Below are 16,859 nucleotides of genomic sequence, written 5' to 3' on the forward strand. Positions count from 1 at the left end.
AAGTTATTGCTTCGATATTATTTTACCGTCTTTAATATGGACTCAAATACCTTTATTAATCAAAATAAATTCCTGAAAAATTCTCTTTTGTACAATTTTATGGTAAAATACATATATATAGAATGAAATATATAGATATAGTTGTATTTTACAAAGTGTAAATATGTAGTATAATTATAGAGTTCGCTGATTATCACTCAGCCCCTATCGGTACTCTATCGTAAGTATCGATTGGCCCTAAGTGCAGTGACTATAAAATCCTAAGAGGTTAGGTAATTTGGGTTAGAGAACAGATCCTAATAAAATGTACAGCGTTATAAGAAAATCAGAACGCTATAACCGTGTATTATTACTGTTAGTTCATAGGAGGCGAGTCCTATTTTAGAATTTAAAAGATTTGAATTAAAAGATAAACCAATCATTGATGATTATTTTGCAATTCATCATTATGAATCATCAGATAACTGTTTTACCACATTATATATGTGGCAGGACGCTTACGGTATTCAATGGGCCGAAGAAGACGGCGTATTGTTTATCAAAGGGGGCGGTAAACGTGAACCGTTTATGTTGCCGCCGTTTGCCGGTAAAGACGCAAAATTCGTAGACGGTCTTGATATGGCCAAAGAATGGTTTGAAGTAAATAATTTACCGTTCCGTTTAAAAGGCGTTAATCCGATCATGATGGAACGTATGAATACGCTTTGTCCTGATTGTTATGAATTTACGCCGGACCGTGACAATTTTGAGTACATTTATAAGACTCAAGATTTGATTACTTTATCCGGTAAAAAATTGCGTCAGAAGAAAAATCATTTAAACCAGTTCCGCATGCAGTATACCAACTATGAGTACATGCCGCTTACTTCGGATATTTTTGCCGACTGTATCGCTACGGCTGAATCTTGGGTGGAAACGCATCATGAAGAAGGCATCGAAGATGAGTTGGAATCCATTAAATTGTTATTCGCTCATTGGGATGAACTCGGTCTTGTAGGCGGTGCTATTAAATTGTTCGGTCGAATCGAAGCATTCACTATCGGTGAATACTTGAACGAACGTATGGCTTTGATTCATATTGAAAAAGCAAATCCTACTATTCGCGGTTTGTACCAGGCTATCAACAATGAATTCATTCGTCATGAATTTGCCGATACAGAATTTGTAAACCGTGAAGAAGATATGGGCTTACCGGGTCTTCGTAAGGCTAAAGAATCGTATAATCCGGATCATTTTGCCGAAAAATATGATGCGGTCTATGCCGATATTTGTCCGATTAAGGAATAAAGCATAAGGGGAGTCCCGAGGACTCTCCTTTTTTGTATATACACTGAATTGAACTATGTAGTGCTTTAATTGGCATGCATATTATCTGACTATAATTGAGTGTTATGAAAAAAGAGGTGTGATTATGGAATTTAGAATTGCCAATACCAATGACACAAAGGCCGTGGAGAACTTGTGGGCCTATTGCTTTGAAACCAAAGACGATCCGTTTTTCCAATATTATTTCAGCAAAGCGTATGAACCGGAACATACCATGGTGGGGTATGACGGCAACGTATTGACCAGTATGGTACATTTACGTCAATACACGCTTAATGTGCGCGGTGCGCTTGTACCGGTTAGTTACATGGTAGGGGTAGCCACCGATCCGGTAGCGCGTCGTGGCGGTATCGGCGGCCAATTATTAACTGCTTCTTTGGAAGAGTTAAAGCAGCGCGGCCAGGGTATCACTATTTTAATGCCGTCTAAAGCAGCATTTTATCAGCAGTATGGTTGGGAATTATACGCTCATCAATGGGTGCAGACATTGAGTCTTGAAGAATTGCGTCCGCTTACAGATAAAACGTTACACTTCGGCCTTTTGCAATCGGAAGACGAATGGACTAAGTTAGCGCCTATTTATGAGGCTTATACGGAAGGTTTATCCGGTTATGCCGTACGTGGTGAAAAAGAATGGCATCGCTTGTTGGGTAGCTTCTTTGCGGAAGGCGTACGTGTAGCCTATGTGCAGACCGAGGACGGTCAGATTGAAGGCTATGCGGTGTATCGTTTGGGAGCGGAAGAAATTCCGGTAACCGAATTTGTTTATACCTCCCGTCGCGGTCAAAAAGGGCTCTTAAATTACTTGTATAATCATCGTTCACAAGGTTCAAGTATTCGCTGGAACGAAGGTATGCAGGATGAGTCCTATATTTTCCATCCGAACGGTAAAACCGGTCATACGACTATGCCGTATATGATGAGCCGTATCGTTGATGTTACAACCGCTATGGCGAGTGTGCCGGCTCATATTGATGCGCATTGGGCCAATCAGCCGGGCGTAGTTGACGGTAAGACGTATACTTTTACGTTGGGAGTGAAGGATTCCTTGGCAACTTGGAACGAAGGCACTTATGAAGTTACTATTCATAGTGACGGCCATGTAGCGGCCGTTACAACAGCGGACGAAGTTAAGGCTGATGTACAGGTTTTAAGTGAAGTTGGCGCCTTAAGCCTTATCCTCATGGGCCGCATGACAGCCTCTGAGTTACTGTTTGAAGGTAAGGTATGCGGTGAAAAAGCGGTTATTGCCATGCTTAACCGCGTATATCCGAAACAAAAAACATACATTAATGAATGGTGGTAAAATTTAATAAATTAAAGCCCTTATAAGGTTCAGACTCTATTAATAACGGATGTATTACATTTAAATCGATAGCTTTCTTGTATCTTATGAATGACATAAGTTAGGAGGATCCATGATAGATATTATCCCTATTCAAAAAGATGTAAGACATAGTAATTTTGATGCTTTATTTACAGTTGCCAAAGCGAAAGAGGTTAAAGAATTTCACGAGAGTTTGCCGGGGTATAAGGTAACACCGTTGCGAGAATTGAGAGCTTTAGCTAAACATGTGGGCCTTAAAAATTTATTTGTGAAAGATGAAAGTTATAGATTTGGGCTGAATGCTTTTAAAGGTTTGGGTGGCCAAGAATTTAGGGCAGCAAGCTGTTGTATATATGCCGAAAGGGTCTGCGGTTGAGCGGCTGGAAAATATTCGTAATCTTGGGGCTGTAGCCGAAATTACCGAATTTAATTATGATGATACGGTGCGTTTTGCCAAATCACAAAGTGAAGCAAACGGTTGGATTTTAGTGCAAGACACGTCTTGGCCAGGCTATGAGGAAATTCCCGGCTTAGTTATGCAAGGCTATATGACAATGGCTCTTGAAGCGGTGCAGGCTTTGGGTGAGACCGTACCTACTCATATTTTCTTGCAAGCCGGTGTTGGCGCTATGCCCGGGGCCTTGACCGGATTTTTCAGCCATTATTACGGCGATAAGAAACCAACCATTATCTATGTGGAGCCGGATAAGGCAAATTGTGTATTTCAGACGGCTAAAGCCAATGATGGCACCTTACATGCCGTGACCGGTGATTTAGACTCTATGATGGCAGGGCTTTGTTGCGGTGAGGTATGCACGATAGCTTGGGAGCAAATTCGACAATTTGGTGACTACTGCGTATCTTGTGATGATAAAGTGGCAGCCGATGGAATGCGCGTGTTAGGGAATCCGTTAGCCGGTGATGCTCAGGTAATTTCCGGTGAGAGTGGTGCTGTTACTACCGGACTCGTTTATCGGCTCATGGCTGATGCGGATAAAGCTCATATGCGTTCGGAGCTTGGGTTGAACGAAGAATCGGTTGTTCTTTGCATCAGTACGGAAGGCGATACGGATAAGGCCAACTATCGTCGGATTGTCTGGGATGGCGCTTCCGGGCTTAGAAAGTAGAATTATCCGGGAAATAATAAGACACTTTGCAATGAATCAGTCGCAAAGTGTCTTGTTTTTTATTATAATGAAATTAGATTGAGATTTTTGATTATAAATAGGGTATAATAAAGTTAGAAACGGGAAATTTAAGCCGTTTGTATAAAAGCATGGAGGACTCTTATGAAAGATTTGTACTGTATGTTGGAGAGAGAGGTACTACCTGCTTTTGGTTGTACGGAGCCGATTGCGTTGGCCTTTGCGGCGGCGAAAGCGGTTGAAGTATTGGGGGCTTTTCCGAACAGCTTGCACGCTGATTGCAGCGGCAACATCATTAAGAACGCCAAGAGCGTTACGATTCCGAATGCCGGGGGGCGGACAGGTTTTTACTACAGTTTGATTTTGGGCGCCATTGTGGGAGATGCGTCTAAAGAATTGGAAGTGCTCGAAGGCCTGACGGTAGACGATGTGAAGCGAGCTGACGAATTATTTAACAGCAATTTCTGTACCGTATCGTTAGCGGAAGGTGTGGCGAATCTGTACATCGCGGTGACGGCTAAAACGGCGGATCACGAAGTGAAAGTAACAGTTCAGCAGAAACACACGAATATTACTCACATCGAAAAAGACGGTGAAGTCATATTTGATATGCCGATGGAACAGATTTTGGCCGAAGAAGTGCAAATGACATTTGACGATTGTTATGAGTTCGCTGAAAACGCCGATTTTAATCGGTTAAAAGAATTATTGCATCGTCAATTTGATTATAATATGGCGATTGCCGAAGAGGGTATGAAAAATTCATACGGCTCCAATATCGGGAAGCTTATCATTGAAGAATCGGCGAGTATCGCAGATAAGGCTCGTGCCTATGCGGCAGCCGGCTCCGATGCCCGTATGGGCGGTTGCAGCATGCCGGTTATGATTAACTGTGGCAGCGGTAATCAAGGGATTACTTTGGCCGTTCCGATTTTTGTATATGCCGAAGAATATAATGTGCCGGAAGAACGTCGTTATCGTGCGTTGGCCTTGGCTAATGTATTGGCGCTTTATATTAAGCATGATATCGGCCGTTTAAGTGCATACTGCGGTGTTGTGAGTGCGGCTTCGGCTACGGCGGCGGGTATTGCTTATTTAATGGCTGAGTCGAAAGAAGTTGTGTGGGAAACTTTATCGAATGCTCTGGTTGGCACATCCGGTGTCGTTTGTGACGGTGCTAAAGCGTCCTGTGCGATGAAGATAGGCATGTCTTTGGGTAATGCGTTATTATCTTATCGCCAAGCAAAAACGAATAACAGTTTTAAAAACGGTGATGGTATTGTTAAAGCCAACATCGATGAAACGGTCCATACGGTAGGCCGCATCGCTCGTGAAGGCATGCGTGAAACGGATATCGTGATTTTAGAGTCAATGATTGAAAGATAAAAATCCTGATTAATTTGAGTTTTAACTGGCCTGAAAGCAAGTTTATAACTATAATTAAAATATAAGGTATATCTAAGAAAGAGAGTGACTACAATGAGCAAAACAGTATTAATCACAGGTGCTACGTCAGGGATTGGCCATGCTACGGCCTTAGCTTTTGCCAAAGCAGGGTATGACCTTTTGGTTTGCGCTCGTCGTTTGGAAGTATTGGAAAATATGAAAGCCGAATTCGAACCGGAATACGGTATTAAGGTTACGCCGTTTGCCCTTGATGTAACCGATCGTAAAGCTGTTTCCGAAATATTACCGGCTGTGATTGAAAAAGCCGGTGGTGTAGATATTCTCGTGAACAATGCAGGGCTTGCACAAGGACTGGATCCGTTCCAGGAAAGCTCCATAGACGATATTGAGCTCATGATTAATACGAATGTAAAAGGTTTGCTCTATGTATCGCGTACCGTGTTGCCATTCATGTTGGCTAAAAATGCCGGTCATATTATAAACTTGGGTTCTACGGCCGGAATTTATGCTTACGCTAAGGGCGCTGTATACTGTGCGACTAAAGCGGCGGTTAAAACATTGAGTGACGGTATTCGTATCGATACTATTGAGTCGGATATCAAAGTAACGACAATTCAACCGGGCATTGTAGAAACGCCGTTCAGCGAAGTTCGATTCCACGGCGATAAGGAAAAAGCGGCGGCGGTGTATGCCGGTGTTGAAGCTTTGCAGGCTGAAGACATTGCGGAAATTATCGTATTTGCCGCTACGCAGCCGAAACGCGTGCAGATTTCGGATATTACAATTATGGCCAATCAGCAAGCCACAGGCTTTATGATTGCCAAGAAATAAGTGAATGACAGTTGCCTGTGGCGAATACATCGTTACAGGCAATTGGCAGTTATACATCTTTTTATTGAGTTCACTATAGAACTCTAATCAGACCGTGGGATTGGGGGAATGTACTGGCAGCGTCTGGGAAAGGCTTAACCGACATAGTATAGGCGGTGGGCAACATTTGATTGAACAGAATATTTTACTTTTGTATTGTGCGTTTTTAAAGATTGACATTGTGCCGATTTTGAATTTTTTAAGTGTATCAGATGGTTATTTTTCTTTATACCAGGGGGAAACTTATGAAAATAATTACGGTCAATAAGATTAAGTGCAATCATTGTGTAGATGAAATCGAAGCTACGGTACTACAGCCGTTCATAAGGTATCGGCGTGATAAGGTAGCAGTTGACCATGGTCTTGAATTGTTAAAACAAAATTCGGCGAAATGTGTAACTGTCAATCATGTTATTCATGACGAAATAAAGGCGCTCACTCGAGGAATAAACGATAAAATTCCCGACAATTATCCTGTCTGTCATCCTACGTAAATTTTAATTAATGACAATTTAATAATAAAAAACAGCAATGGACTTGTCCATCGCTGTTTTTTATTGAGTAATTATGATTTAGCAACTATTATTCTTCCGAGCTTTTTGAAGTGAAAGAACGGTAGAGGTAATAAACGAAGCCGCAAAGTAAGAGAATGGATACAATCATAAAGCCTACTTTGAAAGCAAATACCATCATTTTGAAGGAAATATACATAAATAAGCCGGCTAATAATAACATAATTAAAGATTTCATTTTACATGTCTCCCTACTGTCAAAACTTTAATTTAAATGAGTACAAAACAGTAGCAAAGCATCGCGAGTATTATAGGTACGATGCGATCGATTAAATTGGCTTGATTATTGTGCCGATTATGAGCACATTGCTTGCTGTTCTTTTTGAATTATAGCAAATCTGAAAGTAAATCGCAAATTATTGATGTAAAAATAACTATTTATTATGATTAGTTTTATTTTAGGCCGGCTATTAATAATGTGTTCTATAAGAAATGACCGCCAATCTAATAAAGAGCTGAATTGACGGTCATTTTGTGATTTATTTAATTTTTTTCGGTAAAATAAATGTTTTTTCAAATTCGCAGAATAGCTTTAAGAGTTTAATATCTAAGTAAGATAAGGCTTCATCTCCGATGTCTCTCGGTATACCGAAGAACGGTTCCGCAATGGAGCCTGCAATGGCGGCCAAGGTGTCACTGTCGCCGCCGATGGAAATGGCATTGCGAATGGTATCTTCAAAATCGTTACCTTCAAGGAAGGCGACCACGGCTTGCGGTACGGTTCCTTTGCAACTGCCGTCAAATTCGTAGGTAGGGCGGATTCCGTCAATTGTAAAGTTCAAGTCGTAATAATTATCTTGGACAAATTTACGAATATCCTCCTTACTTGCCCCGGTGCGAGCTAAGTAGATAGCACCGGCTGTGGCTTGCGCACCGGCAATACCGTCCGGGTGGTTATGAGTGACAGCCGTTACGGTGTGAGCCAGCTCGAGAACTTCTTCGAGGCTGTCACCGACATAGGCACAGCCGCTGACACGCATAGCGGCACCGTTGCCGTAGCTGTTATACGGCTTTGGATCTTTACTGTAAAGCCAATCGGCAAACATACTGCCATAGTCATAATTGAGACCGCGGAAAGCACGCCCCAATATACGCATTGTCATTACGGTTGTTTGGGCCAATTTTTCACGAGATTCGGAACCGGCTTTTAGTAAGGTCGCACCAACGGCAATGGTCATTACCGAATCATCGGTAGCATGGCAAGGGGGTTTAAAAAGTTCAAATTCTTTAGACTTCAGATTATCCCATTTAAAACGGGAGCCTACAACGTCGCCTACAATTGCACCTAACATAGTAATACGCCTCCTCATATCCAACACCTGATTCAATTAAAAAATAATGAATATTTAGGTTAAAAACCATAAAATATCATTAGGCTTATATTATACCACATGCTTTTTCCAATAAATATAGAGGGGAAGTTCAATGGTTTTTATCAAGATTTTTGAAATATAATTAAAAAATGAAGCTGTGAAAATTAAAAGAGGGAAACTTTCAATGAGTGTGGAACTCTTTACTTATAGAATATGCCATAAAATTGTGGACGAGGATTTTTTTGAAAATAGGTATAGGGGAGTAAAAAAACGGGGAGGATGGCATGGATTATTGGGGTCTGATAAGACGAATTATTATTGCATGTTTAATCCTGGCGTCGGCGTCTATCATGGTTTCCACGAACAGTGTGGATAAAGTTTTTGAGCAGGCCACCAGATGGGTTGGCTACTGGGAACAGGGGAAAAAAGCATTAGGTTTCGGATCCGATGGATTTGGTTTCACAAACTGAGGATACCATTGTGATTAAATATACTTCACACACGGTTGTCGCGGAAGGTAGCGGTACGGTGCGAAGAGAGTTTGCCGGCGAAGCGACGATGCGTAAGGACGGCCCCGTATGGTTAATTGATAAAATCCAAGAGCATCAAGTGAGAGTGGCTGACGAATAGACTGAGGACGAGCATAATTTGGAATTGACATATACTAATGGTAGAATAGAATTAATAACATTTAAATTATTTGATATTATTAAGTGATATATAAAAGAGGAGTATTTTACGATGAAATGTAGAAACTGTGGCACAGAGCTTAAAGAAACCAGTCGCTTTTGCCCAAGCTGCGGCACAGCAGTAGATATGGAAGATACCTTGGCCAAGCCGAACGAAAATCAAGTTAATCAATCGGAACTGGCAACGCAGGGAGCCGAACCCGACAAGATTAGTAAGACAAGTCAATTTAATCAACCTGTTTATGTGGAAGAATCACAGCAAACGGATGATGCCGATACAGCGCAGTCTGATACAGAGAATGCTTCGCATAGTGAAACGAATGAGTCTGAGAATCGGGTTGCTCCGGACAATGGTAATCGGCGGGGGTATGATAACGGGAATTACGGCAGTTATACGAATGTAACCGATGCAGGCGGATATCCTCTGAATTGGGTAGGCTCATTACCGTTGATAGATAATTACAAGATGTGTTTTAGAGAGAAATATTTTGATTTCAGCGGCCGAGCCACGCGCGGTGAATATTGGAAATTTACATTAGTGCAGTTCATAGTATGTTTCTTTGTATCGTCGTTGCTTTGGCTTTTTACCGACTTTGGCTACTTTGTACACTCTGCCATTAACTTAATATTGTTAATACCGGCTTTATCCGTACAGGTACGTCGTTTGCATGATATCGGGCGAAATGCTTTGTGGTATTTGTTGGTATTTATACCATTTGGCGGGCTTGTAATCTTTATTTTCAATTTACAGAAGAGTCAGCCGAATCCCAATGAATACGGACCGTTACCGGATTATTCTCATTATGCGCCATAAGATTCGGTAGAGGATAAATCTGACTGAATTTTAAAAATCTAAAAAAATTCTCTTGACAAAGTATATTTGTTGTGAGAGAATAGCAACAATCAAATGAGATATGTGATGAACAGGTATAAAGAACTATTTAGTTGCTTACAGAGAGTTGCCGGTCGGTGTGAGGCAATAGAACGGATAGTATCGAAACTCGCCTGCGAGCATTGTGGCTGAACCTCAGTAAGCCGTGACGGTAGTTCCGTTATAACTGCAAGAGAACCAACTAGGGTGGTACCGTGTTATAGTTTATGATGCCCCTGGAACACATTATGTGATTCCGGGGGCTTTTTTGATAGGTGAAAAATTATTGGAAGTATTTAAACTTCAAGTCTAACAGTTTTTATATTTCAGGTCTTCAAATCTTCAGTCTTACATTCATCCATCAAAAGCATAACTGTTAATATGACTATTAATGTATATAACGCCCCTGGACGTACAGTCTGACTGTGCATCCGGGGGCGTTTTTATATTACCCGCCCACATGTTGAAAGGTTTGTAAACGACAGTGGGCATGACGGTTCTTTTGAGAAAAAAGAGAGAGCCTGCATCATGGGTGAGAGCATGAGGCGGTGGGGACTTATTTGAGTGAGAAGAGAGGGAACCGGCCCTGTGGGTGAGAGCACGGGGCCAAGCCGGTTCATTCTTGTAAAAAGAATTTGAGGCTGCGGGTGAGAGCGTAGCACAATAGTTCTTTTGATTACGAAAAGAACGTTTTATTATATTGGCGTTATAGTTGAGAAATAAGAGAGCAAAAAGAGAGGAAATTCATATGGAACAGGGGCAAGCAACTAATCAAATCAACGAAGTTACAAATCAAGTAGTCAATCAGACAAACGATAATGCAGTAAATCAAGATCGAGTGTATTTCTTTGATACAACTTTACGGGATGGTGAACAGAGTCCGGGCGTATCGTTACAAACTCCGGAAAAAATCGAAATCTCTCAGAATTTGGTTCGTTTAGGCATCGATGTGATTGAAGCGGGTTTTCCGGCTGCTTCGCCGGGCGACTTTGAAGCGGTTAAGAAAATTGTCGATGAAGTACGCGGCATTACGATTTGCGGTTTGGCCAGAGCCAACAAGGCAGACATTGAGCGTACGGCGGAAGCCTTGAAAGGTGCAGCCCACAGTCGTTTACATGTATTCATTGCCACCAGTGATATTCACTTGGAATACAAGCTTAAGAAAACGCGTGCCGAAGTGATTGAGATTGTGAAAGATTGCTTAGCCTTTGCAGCCGGTAAATTTGATGAAATCGAGTTTTCCGCGGAAGATGCTTCACGAACCGATTTGGATTATTTATGCGAAGTTTTTGCCGTTGCCATCGAAGGGGGCGCCACGATTTTAAATGTGCCGGATACGGTAGGTTACATGACACCGGATGAATTTGCGTATAAGATTCGCTATATTAAAGAACATGTAAAGGGCATAGATAAAGCAATTATCAGCGTTCATTGTCACGATGATTTGGGGATGGCCAATGCCAATACGTTGGCGGCTATTCAGGCCGGGGCTCGTCAGGTGGAAGGCACGATTAACGGGCTTGGCGAACGGGCCGGTAATGTGGGCATTGAAGAAGTGGTGATGGCGTTAAAAACGCGAGCCGATATCTACGGCGTTATGACGGGGATCGATACGAAGCAGTTCACTCGCGTCAGCAAGTTGGTAAGTAAATTGACCGGTATGGTAGTACCGCCGAATAAAGCAATCGTAGGTCGTAATGCCTTCGCTCATGAATCAGGTATTCATCAACACGGTATGTTGAATAATCCGACTACCTATGAAATCATGACACCGGAAAGTGTGGGGGCTGAAAAAACGAGTATCGTGCTTGGCAAACATTCCGGACGTCATGCCTTTGAAAGCCATTTGGAAGGTATGGGCTTTAAGTTCACTATGGAAAAAGTGAACGATTTATTCGCCAAATTCAAAGCGTTGGCAGATCGTAAAAAAGAAATCTTTGATGAAGATATTTTGGCTTTGGTTATCGATAATATCGACCATGTCAAAGCGGTGGAACTTATCCATCATCATTATAAATCCAACGAACGCGGCTATGCCTATGCCGATGTTCGCTTGAAAACACCGCAGGGAATTCGTGAAGATGCGGCGTGAGTACGGATGTAATTTCATCCAGCGTTTTGGCCTATATTAACGCTGTAAACTATGTGTACTTGGCGGAAGAAATTGAGCAGGAAACAGCACAGGAAATAGAGTAGCTGTTACACACGATGAAGCTGAGAGAGCTTCAAGGTGAGATATTAGAGCTGATAAAGCGTAAATTCAGCATATGAGAGAAAAAATTTGAGAGAATTGAGGAGGACTTCGTTATGGGGATGACGATGACAGAGAAGAACATGGCACGCCACGCCGGTGTGGCTGCTGTGAAAGCAGGCGATATTATTGAGTGTAAGGTAGATGCCGTATTGATGAACGATATTACCTTTCCACCGGCGCTTAAAGAGTTTAGAAAAATCGGCAAACCTGTTTTTGACCGTGACCGTATTTATTTGGTGCCCGATCATTTCACACCGAATAAAGATATCAAATCCGCTGAGCAGGTTAAAGTGATGCGTGATTTTGTGAAAGCGGAAAAAATTACTCATTATTTTGAGGTAGGTCGTATGGGCATTGAACATGTATTGTTGCCGGAACAGGGCTTGGTAGCCCCCGGTGATATGATTATCGGGGCTGATTCCCATACTTGTACCTACGGTGCGTTGGGTGCTTTTGCTACCGGCGTCGGTTCCACCGATGCAGGCGTTGCCATGGCAATGGGCCAAACTTGGTTCAAAGTGCCGGAAACAATCAAGGTGGAGCTTACGGGCAAACCGAACCGTTGGGTAACCGGCAAAGATATTGTGCTTGAACTCATCGGTCGTATCGGTGTTGACGGTGCCCGTTATAAAGCGATTGAATTCACCGGCGACGGGGTAGCTCATTTAACGATGGCAGACCGTTTGACCATTTGTAATATGGCGATTGAAGCGGGCGGTAAATGCGGCGTTTTCCCTTATGATGAAACGACAAAGGCCTATGTGACGGGTCGTGTGAAACGTGATTTTACACCGGTTACGGCTGACGACGATGCTGTTTACGGTGAAACGGTAACGATTGATTTAGCTGCTTTGAAACCGGTAGTGGCGTTCCCTCATTTGCCGTCCAATACTCATTGTGTAAATGAAATCGCCAAAGATATCAGCATCGATCAAGTGATTATCGGTTCCTGTACCAATGGGCGCTATGAAGACTTGAAGGCGGCGGCCGAGATTTTTAATAATCGCAAAGTAGCCGATTTCGTACGATGCATCGTTATTCCGGGCAGCCAGGCTGTGTATGATGAGGCTGTCAAAACGGGCTTGGTAGATATTTTTGTAGATGCCGGCTGTGCCGTAAGCACGCCGACCTGCGGTCCATGCTTGGGCGGTTACATGGGTATTATGGCGGCCGGTGAACGAACCGTGTCGACGACGAATCGTAATTTCAGAGGCCGCATGGGTCATGTAGACAGTGAAGTATATTTGGCCAGCCCATATGTGGCGGCGGCCAGTGCCGTTATGGGACGCATTGCCGGTCCGGAGGAGGTATAATATGGATTTTCAAGGTAAAATATGGCGCTACGGCGACAATGTAGATACAGATGTAATTATTCCGGCCCGCTATTTGGCCATTGCGGATATGGACGAATTGGCCACTCATGCTATGGAAGATATTGATACCACCTTTGCACCGAATGTAAAGCCCGGCGATATTATGGTGGCCGGTAAAAACTTCGGTTGCGGATCTTCCCGTGAGCATGCATCGGCTGTTATTAAGGCCAACGGCGTACCTTGTATTATTGCCCACAGTTTTGCCCGTATCTTCTTTCGCAATGCCATTAATATCGGCTTGCCGGTAATTGAAATCGGTGATGAAGTTGAAAAAATCCATGCCGATCATGAGGTAGGTGTGGATATGAGTACGGGGGAAGTACATAATTTGACGACCGGCGAAGTGTATCAAGGGACTGCTTTGCCGCCTTTTGTACAAGTCATCGCCAAAGCCGGAGGACTCGTAAATTTTGCCAAACAACGCAGTGCTACCTAAAGTTTGCACATAAGTAGGCAATTAATATATAGTGTTTTATATTTAAAATAAACTTCACCATCTTTTTGGGGAAAAATTTGAGAAAAAACAGAGGGAACGGATATGAGTAAAACAAAAACGGTTGTTGCCATTAACGGCGACGGGATTGGTCGTGAAATTGTAACAGCCGCCCGGCGTGTGGTTGATGCGGCTGTGGCTAAAGATAATATAAAAATAGAATGGATTGAGCAAAAGTCCGGTGGGGAAGCCATTGACGCGTACGGCGAGCCGTTGCCGGCCGATACGATTAAAGCCTGTGAAGCGGCTCATGCCGTTTTGTTGGGCGCTGTAGGCGGACCGCAGTGGGATGATGTGGCACCGGCTATTCGCCCCGAGAAAGCGATTCTTGGTCTTCGTAAAGCTTTGGGCCTCTTTTGCAATTTGCGCCCTGTCCGTATCTTTAAAGCCTTGCAGGAATATTCACCACTCAAACCGGAACTCGTACAGGATGTAGATTTTGTTATCGTTCGCGAACTGACGGGTGGTATTTATTTTGGTGAGCGTGAAGAAGCACAGGGGGAAGGCCCTAATGAGTTGGCTTGGGATAAGGAAACCTATCATCGCTATGAAATTGAACGCATTATGGACGTGGCCATTGAAACAGCCGGTAAACGACGCGGTAAGGTAACGAGTGTTGATAAGGCAAATGTGTTGGCATCTTCTCGCCTTTGGCGTAAAATTGCGCAAGAAAAAGCTCAGGCCAATCCGGAAATTGCCATGGACTATCTATATGTGGACAATACGGCCATGCAACTCGTTGTTAATCCGGGCCAATTCGATGTTATCGTGACCACCAATTTATTCGGTGACATTTTGAGCGACGAAGGTGCCGTTGTATCCGGTTCGCTCGGTCTTTTACCATCCGCTTCCATCGGTACGGGCACCGCTTTGTATGAACCAATCCACGGTTCGGCACCGGACATTGCCGGTCAGGGCATCGCCAATCCTTTGGGTACCATTTTGTCGGCAGCCATGATGTGTCGCTATTCCTTGAACGCGCCTCAGGCGGCTGATGCCATTGAAGCGGCCGTTGAAAAAGCTTTGGAAGCCGGCCATCGTACGGGGGATATCTACAAGGCCGGCATGAAACGTGTCAATACTATCGGTATGACGGATGCCGTTTTACAATATCTTTAATAGTGTAATCGTTTAGCCCAGTCTTAAACGTTAATTACCTTGCAATACTTTTAATGCTTATAAAAACCGCCATATAACAGCCTGCATTATCTTGCTGTTATATGGCGGTTTTATTCAATCTTAACTTTTGTCAGTGTAAATTATAATGTATATAAAACGAATAAAAGTGCTGAAATTGAGTGCTTTCTAAAATTACCTAAATTGAATTTAGGTAAGAACTTTTTGAATTATAAATTAATATAATTTTTCCAGCACGGAATCGTCAATTTTGAAGGTATGTTCTTCAGCCGGAAATTCACGGCTTTTTACGTCTGCTATGTAGCTTTTAACGGCATCAATTGTAATATCGTGGAGGTTGGCGTACTTCTTAACGAATTTAGGGGTAAAGCCGTTGCTGACACCCAACAAATCGTTGCAAACGAGGACTTGACCGTCACAACCGTTGCCGGCACCGATGCCGATGGTCACCATGTTTTTGAGCGACTGTGTTACCTTCGTAGCCAAAGCGGCCGGTACGCATTCCAATACACACGCGAAAGCACCTGCTTCTTCTAAGGCTTTGGCATCGTCGATTAATTGTTGCGCAGCGACCATTTCTTTGCCTTGCACTTTAAAACCGCCCAACTGATTTACCGATTGAGGTGTTAAACCGATATGAGCTACTACCGGAATACCGGCAGTGGTAAGTTTTTTGATTAAAGGTGCTACTTCCTGACCGCCTTCGAGTTTAACCGCCGTACAGCCGGTTTCTTTTAAGAAGCGACCGGCATTGTACATGGCATCGGCCATATCGGCCTGATAGCTCATAAACGGCATATCGGCCACTACAAGGGCCGTTGAATTACCGCGGACTACCGCTTTGGTGTGATGAATCATTTCATCCATGGTTACGGGAATGGTGGATGTGTAACCGAGCATCACATTGCCGACGGAATCGCCTACCAATATCATGTCGATGCCGGCTTCATTAACATTACGTGCCATGGCAACATCGTAAGCGGTAATCATGGTAATCGGTTCGCCTTGTTCTTTCATCTGTTTAATGGTTGTTACAGTTTTTGGTTTATTGTTCATGGGAAGTCTCCTCCTCAGTAGCAGCTTCAAAATTAGATTGGTTATTTAAACATTCGGCTGATTCAAACAGACTGAATAATTCATCCGCCATAAGTGGCGTAATAGTCTGATTAGCCAGAGCCACACAAGTTGTGGCACTTCCTAAGGTTTTATAAAGGGGCCGTATGGAAGCGGGTAATACTTCTAAATGCCGCTCCACCGTTGTAATGTCACCGCGGGCGATGGGACCCGTTAAGGCCTCACCCGGTGCGGTTACGGTTTTCAGATTGGCGGCTACGCCTTCAAATAAAGGACGTAATGCATCGTATGCATCTTGCAAGTTATCGGTCCAACGGCTCATCAGTTTCTGTGCCAAAGCTTGTAAAGTAACTGTGTAGTTGGCACAAATGCAGGCAGCCGCATGATACAGTGCTCTGTCTTTGGTCGGGACATAAAAACTGCGACCTTTTAAGAGGGTTACCAGTTCCTTGGCGGCCTCAAGTGCTTTGGTATCACCGTCAATGGCCATAAAGACGCCTTCTAAAGGTGTCAACGGTTCTTGAGCGGAGGCAAAGCTTTGGAGCGGATGGAGGCTGCCTACGGAGGCTCCTGTTTTTTGTAAAGAAGCCAACGGCGCCAAATCCAAACTGCCGCTGCAGTGTAAATATATGCTATTGCGCATAGCCGGCTCGTGTTGAGCCTTTTGAGCGAGGTCTTGGGCGACGGCAGGTACCAACCGGTCCGGTACTGTGAGTAGTACTACATCAGCCTCAGCGGCTAAGGCTGTGTGAGATAAGGTCGGTACCTTGAATCGGGCGGCTAAAGTGGCAGTTTTTTCAGAAGAAGAACCAACAATGCCGACCAGGTGGTGAGGCAAGTGGTGCGCTAAGGTGCAACCGACTTTGCCACCGCCGATAATGCCAATTTTCATGAAACTCCTTTCTGCTTTGTGACGGTCGCAAAATTCCATAAAAAAAGGCGCACTTCGACCTCGAAATGCGCATAAAATTCCTATGTTGCGTCTCGTCCCGGTCTGATAGATCCAAG

General features: G+C 43.5%; 17 protein-coding genes, 1 pseudogene and 1 other annotated feature. Of the genes and pseudogenes, 14 read left to right on the forward strand and 4 right to left on the reverse strand.

What is annotated here, in order from left to right:
- Window positions 1–378 precede the first annotated feature (378 nt).
- The 7 genes from EO126_RS00080 (at window position 379) to EO126_RS11135 (ending at window position 6,569) form a co-directional block, all read left to right on the forward strand.
- The gene (locus EO126_RS00080) at window positions 379–1,287 is read left to right on the forward strand and encodes a DUF2156 domain-containing protein (RefSeq protein WP_040770734.1); all 909 of its coding nucleotides are present in this window, start codon (window positions 379–381) and stop codon (window positions 1,285–1,287) included.
- A gap of 124 nt (window positions 1,288–1,411) precedes the next feature.
- On the forward strand, window positions 1,412–2,632 hold the full coding sequence (locus EO126_RS00085; protein ID WP_127006843.1) for a GNAT family N-acetyltransferase: 1,221 nt from the start codon (window positions 1,412–1,414) through the stop codon (window positions 2,630–2,632).
- A 112-nt stretch (window positions 2,633–2,744) separates the two neighbouring features.
- Window positions 2,745–3,029, forward strand: a complete 285-nt coding sequence (locus EO126_RS10870; protein ID WP_225723623.1) for a hypothetical protein — start codon at window positions 2,745–2,747, stop codon at window positions 3,027–3,029.
- Entirely contained in the window at window positions 3,007–3,780 is a 774-nt protein-coding gene (locus EO126_RS00090; RefSeq protein ID WP_240631424.1) for a diaminopropionate ammonia-lyase, read from the forward strand. Before EO126_RS10870 ends, EO126_RS00090 begins: the two co-directional genes overlap by 23 nt.
- 162 nt (window positions 3,781–3,942) lie before the next feature.
- Window positions 3,943–5,184, forward strand: a complete 1,242-nt coding sequence (locus tag EO126_RS00095) for an L-cysteine desulfidase family protein (protein WP_006555284.1) — start codon at window positions 3,943–3,945, stop codon at window positions 5,182–5,184.
- Between the two features lie 93 nt (window positions 5,185–5,277).
- Entirely contained in the window at window positions 5,278–6,036 is a 759-nt protein-coding gene (locus EO126_RS00100; RefSeq protein WP_006555285.1) for an SDR family NAD(P)-dependent oxidoreductase, read from the forward strand.
- A 284-nt stretch (window positions 6,037–6,320) separates the two neighbouring features.
- Window positions 6,321–6,569: a DUF7695 domain-containing protein gene (locus EO126_RS11135; RefSeq protein ID WP_006555286.1), complete on the forward strand. Its 249-nt coding sequence runs from the start codon at window positions 6,321–6,323 to the stop codon at window positions 6,567–6,569.
- 88 nt (window positions 6,570–6,657) lie between these two features.
- Here EO126_RS11135 and EO126_RS10665 read toward each other — a convergent pair whose 3' ends face one another.
- Together EO126_RS10665 and EO126_RS00105 are read right to left on the reverse strand one after the other, a co-directional pair.
- Window positions 6,658–6,825 (reverse strand): hypothetical protein, encoded by a 168-nt coding sequence (locus EO126_RS10665; RefSeq protein WP_006555287.1) that lies wholly within the window; start codon window positions 6,823–6,825, stop codon window positions 6,658–6,660.
- Between the two features lie 301 nt (window positions 6,826–7,126).
- Window positions 7,127–7,939, reverse strand: coding sequence for an ADP-ribosylglycohydrolase family protein (locus EO126_RS00105; RefSeq protein ID WP_127006845.1), 813 nt, complete (start codon window positions 7,937–7,939; stop codon window positions 7,127–7,129).
- Window positions 7,940–8,244: 305 nt separating this feature from the next.
- Here EO126_RS00105 and EO126_RS00110 point away from each other — a divergent pair, with 305 nt between their 5' ends.
- The 7 genes and pseudogenes from EO126_RS00110 to leuB all read left to right on the forward strand — a co-directional run bounded on the left by EO126_RS00110 (window position 8,245) and on the right by leuB (window position 14,759).
- On the forward strand, window positions 8,245–8,430 hold the full coding sequence (locus EO126_RS00110) for a hypothetical protein (protein ID WP_127006847.1): 186 nt from the start codon (window positions 8,245–8,247) through the stop codon (window positions 8,428–8,430).
- A gap of 10 nt (window positions 8,431–8,440) precedes the next feature.
- Complete coding sequence (locus EO126_RS10670; protein ID WP_155994008.1) at window positions 8,441–8,590, forward strand: hypothetical protein; 150 nt, start codon at window positions 8,441–8,443, stop codon at window positions 8,588–8,590.
- A gap of 111 nt (window positions 8,591–8,701) precedes the next feature.
- Window positions 8,702–9,463 carry a DUF805 domain-containing protein gene (locus EO126_RS00115; protein WP_127006849.1) on the forward strand — a complete coding sequence of 254 codons (762 nt, stop codon included), beginning with the start codon at window positions 8,702–8,704 and terminating at the stop codon, window positions 9,461–9,463.
- A gap of 96 nt (window positions 9,464–9,559) precedes the next feature.
- Window positions 9,560–9,761, forward strand: a binding site (T-box leader).
- Between the two features lie 534 nt (window positions 9,762–10,295).
- Window positions 10,296–11,609, forward strand: a pseudogene (locus EO126_RS00120) (2-isopropylmalate synthase); the annotation flags it as partial.
- 218 nt (window positions 11,610–11,827) lie between these two features.
- The gene (leuC, locus tag EO126_RS00125; RefSeq protein ID WP_127006851.1) at window positions 11,828–13,087 is read left to right on the forward strand and encodes a 3-isopropylmalate dehydratase large subunit; all 1,260 of its coding nucleotides are present in this window, start codon (window positions 11,828–11,830) and stop codon (window positions 13,085–13,087) included.
- 1 nt (window position 13,088) lies between these two features.
- Entirely contained in the window at window positions 13,089–13,583 is a 495-nt protein-coding gene (locus tag EO126_RS00130; RefSeq protein WP_127006853.1) for a 3-isopropylmalate dehydratase small subunit, read from the forward strand.
- A 102-nt stretch (window positions 13,584–13,685) separates the two neighbouring features.
- Complete coding sequence (gene leuB / locus EO126_RS00135; RefSeq protein ID WP_127006855.1) at window positions 13,686–14,759, forward strand: 3-isopropylmalate dehydrogenase; 1,074 nt, start codon at window positions 13,686–13,688, stop codon at window positions 14,757–14,759.
- 234 nt (window positions 14,760–14,993) lie between these two features.
- Here the strand turns inward: leuB and panB are convergent, their stop codons facing one another.
- Together panB and EO126_RS00145 are read right to left on the reverse strand one after the other, a co-directional pair.
- Window positions 14,994–15,833: a 3-methyl-2-oxobutanoate hydroxymethyltransferase gene (gene panB, locus EO126_RS00140; protein ID WP_127006857.1), complete on the reverse strand. Its 840-nt coding sequence runs from the start codon at window positions 15,831–15,833 to the stop codon at window positions 14,994–14,996.
- Complete coding sequence (locus EO126_RS00145) at window positions 15,823–16,743, reverse strand: Rossmann-like and DUF2520 domain-containing protein (protein WP_164726682.1); 921 nt, start codon at window positions 16,741–16,743, stop codon at window positions 15,823–15,825. The genes panB and EO126_RS00145 overlap by 11 nt, the downstream gene beginning before the upstream one ends.
- Window positions 16,744–16,859 lie beyond the last annotated feature (116 nt).

Origin of the sequence: Veillonella seminalis (genome assembly GCF_003992065.1) — a bacterium.
Lineage (GTDB): Bacteria > Bacillota > Negativicutes > Veillonellales > Veillonellaceae > Veillonella_A > Veillonella_A seminalis.